Genomic DNA, 12,633 nt, shown 5'->3' on the forward strand with positions numbered 1-12,633 from the left:
TTTAGCTTACGAAAAGGAAAGTTAGATTAGTCCAAGTAATTGTGTTTGATTATAGAGAAAAAACTAATAATTCGTTATAATTTATATATTAAATTTAAGTGTAAATATGAAATGAGGAATAATTTTGCAAACAAAATGGAGTTTATCTGAATACGCAAATCCAAAACGATATGATATTGAAAATAAAAGTTTGTCAGATTTTCCGTTCTTACTATCATGGGCACAAAAACTAAATATACAAAATGAATGGATTCTAGATATTGCTTGTGGAACAGGAAGAATTACAATTCCATTTATAGAAAACGGATATCAAATGATCGGTGTAGATATACATGAAGGCATGCTTGCTGAAGCGAAGAGAAAAACTACGGATTGTAAGAAGGTAAAATGGTTACAACAAGACTGCTTACAATTGAACATTGAAGATACCATTTCGCTAGCATTTATGGTGGGGCATGGATTCCAGCATTTCCTTACAAATATTCATCAAAATCAATTATTAACATCTATTCATCATGTGTTAGCTGAGAATGGTATATTCATATTCGATACACGTTTCCCTTCAAAAGAAGAATTAATACAACCATCTACAGAAGAATATTGGACAACTGTTAATGATGAAAAGGGTAGGAAATGTGATTTATATACTGAAATGACATACGATTCAATTCAGCAAATACAGCATTACATAACAACAAGAAGGTTTTATGAGGGCGATACTCTAGTAGAGGAAATAAAAACAACGATAGACCTTCGTTATACGTACCCGCAGGAGTTAGAAAGATTATTAGTAGCGAATGGTTTTGAATTATTACATATATATAATGATTGGGAGGGCAATGAGTTAGGGGAAGATTGCTATTCTATGGTAGTAGTCTGCCGGAAGAAAAAATAGTATTATTTTAAAAATATGAATGTGAAAAGCCTTTAAGGAGAGGAAAAAATGACTTGGTACTTAGATAATGTTTATGAATTAAATAAAGAAGCGCCTTATACATTCTACCTTCCTAGCTCAGAAGTGTTGGAGAAATTAAAGGTTGGGGATTTGGTAAAGCTAATTTTTGTATCTAAAAATGAGGAAGAAGATGGATTTAATGGTGAAAGAATGTGGGTTGAAATCATTGAAAGAAATGAGAAGAAGTTTGTAGGGGAACTGAGCAATGAACCATATCGCTTAGATTTAAAAATAGGTGATAAAATTTCATTTGGGATTGAAAATATATGTGATACGGAATATGACGATTCATCTTCAAAAGATTGGGATTTTTATTTTGATACGAAGGTAATTGTTAGTAATGATGTACTTGAAAAAAGAGAATTTAACTTTATGCTTAAAGAGGATGCAAGAGAAGAAGGTGACTCTGGTTGGTCAATTTTAAGTGGCTATGAAAGTGATGACTATGTGAATGATCCTAAAAACTTTCAAATTATTTCAATTGGAGTCATATTGAATATAGATGATACTATTTTGAAATTTCTTGAGGAACCACCTTTATGTGCATATGAAAGAAATGATAAAGGTAGTTTTTATAAGATTGAAGACTATGATTGGGATACTTATTTAAATGGATAGAAAAAGTTATTACGTTTTAAAGAAAGCAATATAATTTCACCCTATGTGCTTGATAAAGGTTCTACAGATAATAATTCAAGAGAGTAATAGTAAATGGAGGAACAAATGATGCAACAAATTAAAAAAATAGGAAACTCATTTTGGTATATGACACCAGTTTCTGAAACAGATAGACCTATATTAGGAATGGTTGTTGGACAAGAAAAAACGTTAATGATCGATGCAGGGAATTCAGAGGAACATGCACAATTATTTTTAGAAATGTTAAAAGAAAAAAATGTATCGAATCCTGATTTTGTAGCACTAACGCATTGGCATTGGGATCATATTTTTGGATTATCTGTATTACAGAATGCATTAACTATTTCACACGCTGAAACGAAAAAAGAAATGCAGGCAATAGTATCTTATGAATGGACAGATGAAGCGTTGGACGCACGCGTAAAAGAGGGTACGGAAATTGCATTTTGTGCGGATTGCATCAAAAAAGAGTTTGAAGAAAAAGCGAGAAATATTAAAATTATTCTTCCAACCTTAACGTTCCAGGATCAAATTGAATTAGACCTTGGCGAGGTGACCTGCGTGTTAAAACATGTGGGCGGAGATCATGCACATGATTCAGTTGTTATGTACATAAAAGAAGAAAAGATATTGTTTTTAGGAGACTGTATATATGCAGATATTTTTTCTTCGAAGTGGAACTATACGACGAAAAGAACGTTTGCATTAATAGATGAATTAGAAAAATTTGATGCTGAGACATATATTCTCTCTCATGGGGAAGCGATAAATCGAGAGGAGTTTTTACAAGAGATTCGTATGTTAAAAACAGTAGGAACTTATACTGAAATACATAAAGGCGATGAAGGGAAGATAAAGGAAGCGTATAAACGAGACATAGATAGAGAATTAAATGAAGATGAATTAGAAACAATAACGTTTTTTGTAAATGGTTATGAAATGAATAATCTGTAAAATACAAATCTAATCAAATAGCATTAAATTACACAAAAAGAGTATTGAGAGTAAGTGCAATACTCTTTTTGAAATTAAATTTGAAGTTATGAAAAGTCATCAATAATCTCGACTACTTCAATTTCGCCATTAATGAGTAGCTCAGGGAGTTCGTTATGCACATTTCCTTTCCAATATTCTCTAGCTTGTTCCATTTTTTGAGAAAAAGGAATAGCATCTTCTTTCGGTAAAAGATTCCCGTCACCTTCAAAAGAATTTCCGATTACTCGTAGTTTAACAATCTGCAAAACTTCTCGATTGTAAGAATCAAATAATGTTTTCCATTTTAAAGCATCTTCATAGTTTTTAGCAGCATATAAACAAGACAATCTTGACGGATAATTAGGATATTCTTGCAGTCTAACCATTTCCACAATCGTTTCTCTAATGGCTCTACTTGTTTGATCCATGTAATTCATAACTACTGTAGCATTTTCATTCTTTATATGTAATTCTTCATTTGTATAATGCTCTTTTAAAATTTGCATAGAATCTTTACCACTAGAATTTAAATGTTTTCTTTCAAAAAAGAAGTGGAATAGCGTATTCGTTTGATTTTTATTAAATTGAATGATTTGTCCGATCTTCATTTTTTTCCTTGTTACGATATGATATACGAAAAATCCTTGTTCATTCATGGTTTTCCTCCTAGTAGTAATGTTTAAATGTAGTAATTCAACATTGAAATATATAAAACCTTTATAAGTAAAAGTGAGAAGTTGAGATGAAAGTAAAGAAAAATATGAAAGCGTTTAAAATTTGTTCACAAAATGTTCACTTACGAAGGGGTTTCCAATATCGATATAATGACAAAGACTCAAAGAGAAAGGATGATGAATTTTGCCAACTACAAGAAAAGAAAACCTCCAATTTGGTATGATGATGTGCTTTGGGATGGTTATTGTAATGACGTTTTATAACTTATTACTGAACGGAGCAGGGGGGCTACTTCATATTAAGGAGATTGCGTTAGAACTATTAATTGGATTCATTATTGCACTATTAATTGAAATATGTATCGTTGGACCTTGTGCGAAAAAAATAGTATTCGCGTTACCGTTTGATAAGTCAAAAAAAGTAAATATTATTATTACGATGGCGACACTTATGGTCATTGGAATGGTATTCTTTATGTCTTTTTACGGAATGGCTATGATGTATTTACATAATGGACTACATGGCGATTCATTCGTTTCAATGTATTTTTCAATTTTTATTAAAAACTTCATTATGGCGTATCCATTGCAATTAATTATTATGGGGCCGCTTGTTCGTTTTTTATTTGGAAAGATTGTTTTGAAGAATAAAGTTGTAAAAGTAGTGTAAATCGATTCCTATTATTCGATTATAAAAATTAAATAATACTAATTTACTCTGTGGTATGTAAAAAGAGGGTTGCAAATGCAACCTTCTTTTTACATTTCTATAAGCTATACCGTGCCAAGGAATATAATATATGTAAGAATATGTGCATTGATAGGATTATTGTTTGGATTGAACCAAATCAAAAAAGGATTGTACGTTTTGAGGGCTTGAAAAATTGTCAAATACAATAAAATCGTCTCCATAGTTCATAGTTATTTTTTTGATAAAGGGGATCGCAGACATCTCTAATACAACTCCATCCGTATGACCGAAATCTTCTATTTCAGTGTATTCGAATTCCCATTTCAGTCCTTTTCCAAACATGGCATCAGAGCAGAACAATAATTTTTTATTTGTAGCAGCTAAAATACCAGATCTGCTCATATAACCAAAATGTATTACGCAGTAGAGTGTAGAAAGAATATCTTCCTCACTGTTTAAGTGTTCTTTTATTGTTTCTAGATTCGCCTTCATGATCAGGCCTCCTTATTGTTGAAAGTAAAGTGTAAAGTTTTCATATCTAGTTTATCATATATTAATCTTTTTTGATTTTACATCCTATAATCAAAAAACCCCTTTAGAATGGAAATATGTAGTGCTGATTTTTATGTAAGGGATGAAAAGAGAGGGGGGGGAAGCCTTCTAGTTTTTGTACAATAAAAAACAAGGAGTAGTGGTGTATGTGTGTGTACCATAATGCAAAGATATTTTAGTTAGAAGCGATGAAGTTGGCGGAACATGTTACAGAGAAAATTAGCGCAGCTTTTCTATGACAACTTCGTTGGTAGTTATAAGGAGCTTTGAACTGAGAAAATCCCCCACTCAATTCAGTTCGTTAAGAGATACTAAGTGGGGAGTTGACTATATAAAGTGTTAATATATTACTTCTTAAACCGCAAATGAACAAACTTCAACATCTTTATTAAGTTTACAATTCTCATCATTATACGCGTACTACCATCCCAATCTTTATTTGTAGGTATATCTTTAAAGAAAGGAGAGCAGCTTAATACTGTTATGTTTGAAGACCATTTTTCTAATGTCTTTGGATTATTTATATAAAAATACATTAGAGCGCCATTATTACCAGATTTTTTTACTGTAGCATTTGAAAGATTCAGTGCGAATTTTGATTCAGCGTCAAAATATAACTCGCCTCCAGGGAATCGTTTTGACATAGCGACTATGATCTTTTTTAAATCTTCTTCTTTAAAGTAATAAAATACACCTGCTGATATGAAAAGAATGCCGTCATTTGGATCATACTTTATATCATCAAACCAAGAAGTATCAAAAAATGATTTAGCTATACTAGTATTCCTCGATGTATCTTCAATTAAAGTTTTGCGAAAGGAAATTGCATCGGGCAAATCAAGATTATACCAATGTATCGTTCCGTTATCAATTCTAGAAAAAGTAGTGTCTAGTCCGGAACCGATATTTATTATAGTAGCATTAGGGTTTTTTGTTATAAATTGTTTTATCATATCGTCAATTTTTCGTGCACGGGTAATGTAAGTAATACATCCGTATTCACCAAATGTATTTGCTATTGTTGAGAAGTCAAAATTACACTCTTTAATAATTCGAATTGCCTCCGTATCATCTAAAATATCTTTATTGTTCTCACTGCCATACGCACGTCCCCATAACGGAATAAGCATCGTACCTTGTACTGAATGTATATCTATTTCTTTAACCATGAAACAGCCTCCGTGTAATAAAAAATTATTTATATTTTTAATCGTTATTTAACATTTTTGAGAGCATTTTATTTGTTTTATACAATCCGTAAGTTAAATCCCGTTGATCTTCTTCACTTAAGTTTTCAAGATTGTGAGTGAAATTATTATATATTTGTTTCCATCTCTCATAATGTACTTTTTCAGCTTTTTCTGTCAGAGAGATTAATATAGCTCTTTTGTCCACCGTATCTTGCTTTTTTACAATGTATCCGTTTTGTTCTAAGTTACGTACTGTTACGCTTAATTGCTGTTTAGGTATGTTTAAATAACTAGCAATCATTTTTAAATTTACAGGCACCTTTTGCTGGGCGATATACTCTACTACGTGTTGCTCTAAATGTGTAAATTCAGAGGATTTCTCCGATAGTAATTTGAAAGTACCCGACATATTTAATAATAAATTCATGTATTCATTTAATAATTCATTTTGGGTCATTGTTTCACTTCCTTTATGCGTTTAGTAAATATTTTATTACTATTTTTATTGCTAATCAAATGTTTTAATTAAAAATAGTAAATTATTTTTTACTATTTTTATTTTTGAAACTAAATGAATTAAAATAAAAGAGCATAAGGGATGCTTTTAGGGGAGGAGAATATGAACGGAAACAAAATATTACTAAATACATATAACTAATGAATCCAATGTCTTTTTCAGTTATTATGTTGTAAATCATTTTATGATAAAATCTTTTACATAATTTAATAAAGGGGTAGTATTCAATGGGTTATTTCTCAAATGGTTTATTGGTTTTGTTTGTGCTAATCGTATGCAGTTGTATAATTTTTGGTTAATAATATAATGAGAGTCTTATATAAAAGAAGTTATCTCTAGTGAGATAACTTCTTTTTATTTTATCACGCTTTAATGGGCAGTAAGACCCCCCTCAAAATTTAGCGAAAGCAAAGAAGTTAGGTGGGGGTGGGGCTGCCCGTAAAAGTCCGATTGTTGAGGGTTGATTAAAGTTTCACTATATGTTGAGAAGGAATTCTATCTTTCTTATTGAAGTTTGTTCTAGTTATTTTCACGCCAATCGCAATTTTCATAAGAGGAATTTTACTGAATATTAACAAAATATAGAATAAGGGAGTGTTTACATGAAAAATAGTATACACTATACAAGTGAACATCCTACAAATTTTACTGAATTATTAGCTTTATATGAATCTTTAGGATGGAATTCTCTTAAATTAACAGTGAATGAATTAGAACAAATGTGTAAACAAAGTTGGTATGCAATTTATGTATTTGATGATAAAAAGTTAGTAGGAATGGGGCGTATTATATCAGATGGTGTAATAACAGGCGTTATTTGTGGTGTTTGCGTGTTGCCAGAGTATCAATCTAAAATGGTAGGGCGGTTAATCCAGCGGTGTGAACAAAGAAAAGTTATTCCTCAACTTATCTGTGTAGAATCGTTACAATCTTACTATGAATCTATAGGATTTGAGGCATTCTCGATTGGGATGACAAAACATATTAAACGATAGCGGTATTAGAAAGGAGAATATAAAGATTCAACTTAAAAATTTGTAAAAGTTGAAGATAATATTTGTTTGATAATAGATGCTAAGGTGTAGTCTAATTGTTGACATATAAATAAAACACTTAAATGATAAAAAAGCATGTTTGAAAAAATTCAAACATGCCCTTTTATTAAAGGAAAGCAGTTTAATATTAGTGAACTAGACCGTTCCAATAAAACGAAACGATTTCTTCTGCTAATTCATCTATATTTACAATAATAGGATTGTCATTTTCATCTTTAAAATTTCCAATTGATAATAAAGATACGAATGCATGAGCAGTGAATTTAGCATTTCTTTTCGGTATTTCTCCAAGTTGCATTGCATTATCGAGTGCTTTTTCTAATACTTCATACATGTTGTCTTCAGCATGTTTTAATTGTTTTAATTGTTCTTCAGATAAAGATAGTTTTGCATCTTTCATAAAATTTTTCATATCAATATCTGTCGTTGCGTGTAAGTAGACTTTAGCGAAATCCAATAACCTTTCTTGTAACGTTTTATTTGTAGAAAGGATTTGAGACATATTCTCTCGTATACGTATCATCATTTCAATCATAGTAGCAGTAAATAAATCTGCTTTTGTTGAATAGTAATAGTAGACGGTTGCTTTCGTAACACCACAAACTTTTGCTACTTCCTCCATAGAAACGACTTGATAATTTTGAGTAAGAAATAACCGAGTTGCAACTTCTAAAATGGTTTCTTTTGTAGATTTTGTATTTTTATTTTGACGAGGCCTTCCAAGAGGGCGTTGTTTTTGTTCCAAATCCATTCGCTCCTGACATGTATTGTTTAGATAATTATAACATAATTTTTATTCATTCTTGATTAATTAACCGACCAGTATATATAATTAATAGTGGAGGAAAAAAGGAAGGTGGGTTTTTTATGAAAAAGCACCCGTTACATATGTTAGGGAGGCTTGTAGCAGGTAAAAATACGCAATGGATCACTTTATCGGTATGGATTCTTATTACATTATTACTTTCATTTACGTTACCACAAGTAAATAGTACGAAAGAACCGAACCCGAAAAATTTACCCGAAACAGCTATGTCACAGCAAGCGGAAGCACTTATGAAAAAAGAGTTTCCGAATAATGCAGGGAATCCTTTATTAGTAGTATGGTATAGAGATGGTGGATTACAGTCACAAGATTATAAACTCATACAAGACGTTTATAAAGAGTTAAAAGCTAGTCCTTTAAAGGAACAATCAACGTTACCACCATTTGATACAATCCCGGAACAAGTATTAGCAAAAAGTGCTTCAAAAGATGGTACATCATTTGTTACACCGGTATTTTTTAACAAGTCGGCTGGAACAGATATATTAAAAGGAAACCTTGAAGATTTAAGAAACATAGTGAATAGTAAAGTCGATGAAGATCCATTCAAACGAAAAATTAGTGACGCTGGTTTACATGTTCGATTATCTGGACCTGTTGGCATTCAAACGGATGCAGTTAGCTTATTTAGTCAAGCTGATGTAAAACTGTTAGTTGCTACAGTACTTCTCGTATTGGTTCTATTAATTTTACTGTACCGTTCACCAATTTTAGCAATTTTACCTTTACTTGTTGTTGGCTTTGCATACGGTATTATTAGTCCTACACTCGGTTTTTTAGCTGATCACGGATGGATTAAAGTAGATGCCCAAGCGATATCAATTATGACAGTACTATTGTTTGGTGCTGGAACGGACTACTGTTTATTTTTAATTTCGAGATATCGGGAGTACTTGTTAGAAGAAGAAAGCAAATATAAGGCGCTTCAACTTGCAATTAAAGCTTCTGGTGGGGCTATAATAATGAGTGCATTAACTGTTGTACTTGGATTAGGCACATTATTGCTTGCTCATTATGGTGCCTTTCATCGATTTGCAGTACCATTTAGTGTCGCTGTATTCATTATGGGAATCGCTGCTTTAACAATTTTACCAGCTTTATTATTAATTTTCGGTAGAGCCGCATTCTTCCCATTTATACCGAGAACAACTTCGATGAATGAGGAATTTACAAGAAAGAAAAAGAGAGTCGTAAAAGTTAAAAAATCAAAAGGTGCCTTTAGTAAAAAACTTGGAGATGTAGTAGTACGAAGACCGTGGACAATCATTATGCTTACTGTATTTGTATTAGGTGGATTGGCTTCATTTGTACCACGTATTCAATACACATATGACTTATTAGAATCGTTTCCAAAGGATATGCCTTCACGCGAAGGGTTTACGTTAATTAGTGATCATTTTTCAGCTGGTGAACTAGCGCCAGTAAAAGTTGTTGTTGATACGAAAGGAAAAGAGCTTCCTATTAAACAAGAACTAGAGAAATTCTCTTTCGTAAAAACAGTGAAAGAGCCAAAAGAGGGGAAAGAAAATAAGCAAATTAAAATGTATGAGATTTCTTTAGTTGAAAACCCATACTCAATTGAAGCATTAGATCAAATCCCTAAATTGAAAACTCGTGTAGAAAAAGTATTAAAAGATGCTGGGGTTAGAAATGCAGAAGATCAACTATGGATTGGCGGAGAAACAGCTTCATTATATGATACAAAGCAAATTACAGAGCGTGATGAAGCGGTTATTATTCCAGTAATGATTAGTATTATAGCTTTATTATTACTTGTTTACTTACGATCAATTGTCGCGATGATTTATTTAATTGTAACTGTTGTTTTATCATTTTTCTCTGCATTAGGAGCAGGATGGATATTACTTCACTTCGGTATGGGAGCACCAGCCATTCAAGGCGCAATACCGTTATATGCATTCGTATTTTTAGTTGCTTTAGGTGAAGATTATAATATCTTTATGGTTTCAGAAATATGGAAAAACAGAAAGACACAAAATCATTTGGATGCAGTAAAAAATGGCGTTATACAAACCGGTAGTGTCATTACATCCGCAGGTTTAATTTTAGCTGGAACTTTTGCTGTGTTAGGTACACTACCAATTCAAGTGCTAGTTCAGTTTGGTATTGTAACAGCAATTGGTGTATTATTAGATACATTTATTGTTAGACCATTACTTGTACCGGCAATCACAGTCGTGTTAGGCCGCTTTGCTTTTTGGCCAGGGAAACTTTCAAGAAAGAATGAAGAGATACAAAAAGTGGATGCGTAGTTGAAAGAGCCAAGGATACTTTCCTTGGCTCTTTCAATGTAATTAATTTTTTGAAGTCAAATCATCAGATGTAGCATGATCAGCATCTTCAATAGCGGTTTCTGGCATTCCATATAAGCCGTTCATTGCTTGCTCTTCGATATTAAGATTTGCAGTAGTATTATTTTGAATAGGTGTAGCGTTTTCGATAACATTTTCTTTTTTATTTACATTTTTGTTATTCATGTATGAATCCTCCAAATTTCATTTGATTTATTTATAGTATGTGGATGGATTTCCAGAAATATGTGAATGGATTCTTATAGATGTTATATAATTAAATAAACAATTAGAGTGAAATGTAAACTGTTAGGAGTGAACATTTATGGTGAAAGCAAGGAAATTAGCCTTCTAAAATAAATAGAAAATTTTAGGAGGATATTAAAATGAAGTTTCATGTAATGGATAGAGAAGATTGGAATAGAGAGCAGTATTTTGAGCATTATTTAAAGTTGAAATGTACATTTAGTATGACTGTTAATGTTGATATCACGATGTTATTAGAGGAAGTATATCAAAAGGGAATAAAATTTTATCCCGTTTTTATATATTTAATTTCTAGAGTAGTAAATAATCATAAAAATTTTCGAACATGTTTTAACGATGAAGGAGTTTTAGGCTATTGGGAGGAAATGATACCGAGTTATACAATCTTTCATAAAGATGATAAGTCTTTTTCAAGTATTTGGACGGATTATTCAAGTGATTTCCGCACTTTCTATAAAAATTATGAAGACGATATGAGAAACTATGCTAATGTTCATGGTCTTTTCACGAAAGAAAATATTCCGCCTAATGTATTTCCGATTTCTAGCATACCTTGGACTAGTTTTACTGGATTTAATATTAATAATGATGCTGATTATCTATTACCTATTATAACTTGTGGGAAATATTTTAATGAAAAAAATAAGGTTATGCTACCAGTTTCATTGCAAGTTCATCATTCGGTTTGTGATGGATATCATGCAAGTCGATTTATAGAGGATTTACAGGCGTTAAGTAATAGTTGCAACGAGTGGCTGAAATAAAACTAATTTTTAATTATATACAAGTGAAAATAAATAATAGAAGAGATCATGTTTATATTGCATGGTCTCTTTTTTATTTATCTAAAGAACAGTGGAAAATATAGGTTAATTTGTAGTTTAATAATAAGTAGAGTGATTAATTTTAATTTTCTTTATTTTATAACTGTATTGTTTACAAAAAAATATTATCTTGTAATAATAAAGGGGAAAACAAAAATGACAATAATATGTATAGAAAAAGCTACAATTTTAGATGCAGAAAAGTTAACAGAAATAATGACAAGAACATTTGATGAAGAAGCAAAACGATGGTTATGTGGTCAAGGTGATGTTATTGACTATAACATCCAACCACCAGGGTATTCTTCAGTAGAAATGATGAGATATTCAATCGAAGAATTGAATTGTTACAAAGTGATAATGGATGGAAAAATAATCGGGGGAATTATAGTTACGATCTCAGGTAAATCATATGGCCGAATTGATCGTATTTTTGTAGATCCTGTTTATCAAGGGAAAGGGATTGGATCAAATGTTATTAAATTAATAGAAGAGGAATATCCAAGCATAAGGGTTTGGGATCTTGAAACATCGAGTAGACAAATTAATAATCACCATTTTTATAAAAAGATGGGCTACCAAACAATTTTTGAATCAGAAGATGAGTATTGTTACGTGAAAAGAATAGGGACGAGCTCAAACAAAGAAATTGTATTTAAAAATAAAGACATGAAAAATAGCCAATACGAAAACTGTAACTTGGAAAATACAGAGTATTATCAAGTAAATTTAAAAAATAGTGCATTTGTTGGTAGTAATATAATGCATATGAATATGAGTAATTGTAATGTAAGTAAATCTAAGTTTAGAAATATAAACTTTAAAAGATCTTTATTTGCAGATTTAAATCTTTCCGGTAGTAAATTTAATTTTGTGACATTAGGTGGAGTGCAATTCAAAAATACAAGTCTTAGAGATGAGAAGGAATCTATTTTATTCGATAGTTGTGATTTGGAAGGTACTGTAATACATAATAGTAATTTGAAAAATATTGAAATAGAAAATTGTGATATAACCGGTATGAAAATAAATGGTATTCCAATTGAAAAACTGCTTGCGTTATATAATAAAGTAAAAAGTTAACCCCTGAGTAGATAAGGAGTTTGTAAATCTAATATTATTCCGGAATAATTATGTAAAAATAACATAAAGAAAT

General features: G+C 31.2%; 14 protein-coding genes. 8 read left to right on the forward strand and 6 right to left on the reverse strand.

Features of this window, described 5'->3' with window-relative positions; translation table 11 throughout:
* Positions 1-124 precede the first annotated feature (124 nt).
* From MKY00_RS12000 to MKY00_RS12010, 3 genes are all read left to right on the forward strand, one after another.
* Positions 125-895 (forward strand): class I SAM-dependent methyltransferase, encoded by a 771-nt coding sequence (locus MKY00_RS12000; protein ID WP_016717455.1) that lies wholly within the window; start codon positions 125-127, stop codon positions 893-895.
* Positions 896-943: 48 nt separating this feature from the next.
* Entirely contained in the window at positions 944-1,573 is a 630-nt protein-coding gene (locus MKY00_RS12005; RefSeq protein WP_016717456.1) for an immunity protein Imm33 domain-containing protein, read from the forward strand.
* Positions 1,574-1,681: 108 nt separating this feature from the next.
* Positions 1,682-2,548, forward strand: coding sequence for an MBL fold metallo-hydrolase (locus MKY00_RS12010; RefSeq protein ID WP_016717457.1), 867 nt, complete (start codon positions 1,682-1,684; stop codon positions 2,546-2,548).
* Between the two features lie 86 nt (positions 2,549-2,634).
* Here MKY00_RS12010 and MKY00_RS12015 read toward each other — a convergent pair whose 3' ends face one another.
* On the reverse strand, positions 2,635-3,225 hold the full coding sequence (locus tag MKY00_RS12015) for a DUF2441 domain-containing protein (RefSeq protein ID WP_016717458.1): 591 nt from the start codon (positions 3,223-3,225) through the stop codon (positions 2,635-2,637).
* A 202-nt stretch (positions 3,226-3,427) separates the two neighbouring features.
* On the opposite strand from MKY00_RS12015, the gene MKY00_RS12020 reads away from it, so the two are divergent.
* Positions 3,428-3,913 (forward strand): hypothetical protein, encoded by a 486-nt coding sequence (locus MKY00_RS12020; RefSeq protein ID WP_016717459.1) that lies wholly within the window; start codon positions 3,428-3,430, stop codon positions 3,911-3,913.
* Positions 3,914-4,069: 156 nt separating this feature from the next.
* Here the strand turns inward: MKY00_RS12020 and MKY00_RS12025 are convergent, their stop codons facing one another.
* The 3 genes from MKY00_RS12025 to MKY00_RS12035 all read right to left on the reverse strand — a co-directional run bounded on the left by MKY00_RS12025 (position 4,070) and on the right by MKY00_RS12035 (position 6,133).
* Positions 4,070-4,426 carry a PH domain-containing protein gene (locus MKY00_RS12025; RefSeq protein WP_016717460.1) on the reverse strand — a complete coding sequence of 119 codons (357 nt, stop codon included), beginning with the start codon at positions 4,424-4,426 and terminating at the stop codon, positions 4,070-4,072.
* A gap of 407 nt (positions 4,427-4,833) precedes the next feature.
* Positions 4,834-5,655 (reverse strand): class I SAM-dependent methyltransferase, encoded by an 822-nt coding sequence (locus MKY00_RS12030; protein WP_016717461.1) that lies wholly within the window; start codon positions 5,653-5,655, stop codon positions 4,834-4,836.
* Between the two features lie 37 nt (positions 5,656-5,692).
* On the reverse strand, positions 5,693-6,133 hold the full coding sequence (locus MKY00_RS12035) for a MarR family winged helix-turn-helix transcriptional regulator (RefSeq protein ID WP_016717462.1): 441 nt from the start codon (positions 6,131-6,133) through the stop codon (positions 5,693-5,695).
* A gap of 662 nt (positions 6,134-6,795) precedes the next feature.
* On the opposite strand from MKY00_RS12035, the gene MKY00_RS12040 reads away from it, so the two are divergent.
* Positions 6,796-7,188 (forward strand): GNAT family N-acetyltransferase, encoded by a 393-nt coding sequence (locus tag MKY00_RS12040; RefSeq protein ID WP_016717463.1) that lies wholly within the window; start codon positions 6,796-6,798, stop codon positions 7,186-7,188.
* Positions 7,189-7,375: 187 nt separating this feature from the next.
* Here the strand turns inward: MKY00_RS12040 and MKY00_RS12045 are convergent, their stop codons facing one another.
* Entirely contained in the window at positions 7,376-7,999 is a 624-nt protein-coding gene (locus MKY00_RS12045) for a TetR/AcrR family transcriptional regulator (RefSeq protein WP_073530888.1), read from the reverse strand.
* A 116-nt stretch (positions 8,000-8,115) separates the two neighbouring features.
* On the opposite strand from MKY00_RS12045, the gene MKY00_RS12050 reads away from it, so the two are divergent.
* Positions 8,116-10,347 carry an MMPL family transporter gene (locus MKY00_RS12050; RefSeq protein ID WP_016717465.1) on the forward strand — a complete coding sequence of 744 codons (2,232 nt, stop codon included), beginning with the start codon at positions 8,116-8,118 and terminating at the stop codon, positions 10,345-10,347.
* Positions 10,348-10,389: 42 nt separating this feature from the next.
* Here the strand turns inward: MKY00_RS12050 and MKY00_RS12055 are convergent, their stop codons facing one another.
* Positions 10,390-10,572, reverse strand: coding sequence for a DUF4021 domain-containing protein (locus tag MKY00_RS12055; protein ID WP_062822458.1), 183 nt, complete (start codon positions 10,570-10,572; stop codon positions 10,390-10,392).
* A 200-nt stretch (positions 10,573-10,772) separates the two neighbouring features.
* Between MKY00_RS12055 and catA the strand changes: the two genes are divergently transcribed.
* Together catA and MKY00_RS12065 are read left to right on the forward strand one after the other, a co-directional pair.
* A complete protein-coding gene (catA, locus tag MKY00_RS12060; RefSeq protein ID WP_016717466.1) occupies positions 10,773-11,417 on the forward strand; it encodes a type A chloramphenicol O-acetyltransferase in 645 nt (214 codons plus the stop codon).
* A gap of 216 nt (positions 11,418-11,633) precedes the next feature.
* Positions 11,634-12,560 carry a GNAT family N-acetyltransferase gene (locus MKY00_RS12065; protein ID WP_016717467.1) on the forward strand — a complete coding sequence of 309 codons (927 nt, stop codon included), beginning with the start codon at positions 11,634-11,636 and terminating at the stop codon, positions 12,558-12,560.
* Positions 12,561-12,633 lie beyond the last annotated feature (73 nt).

Source organism: Bacillus sp. FSL R9-9834 (assembly GCF_038006905.1).
In the GTDB taxonomy this organism is placed as follows: domain Bacteria; phylum Bacillota; class Bacilli; order Bacillales; family Bacillaceae_G; genus Bacillus_A; species Bacillus_A pacificus.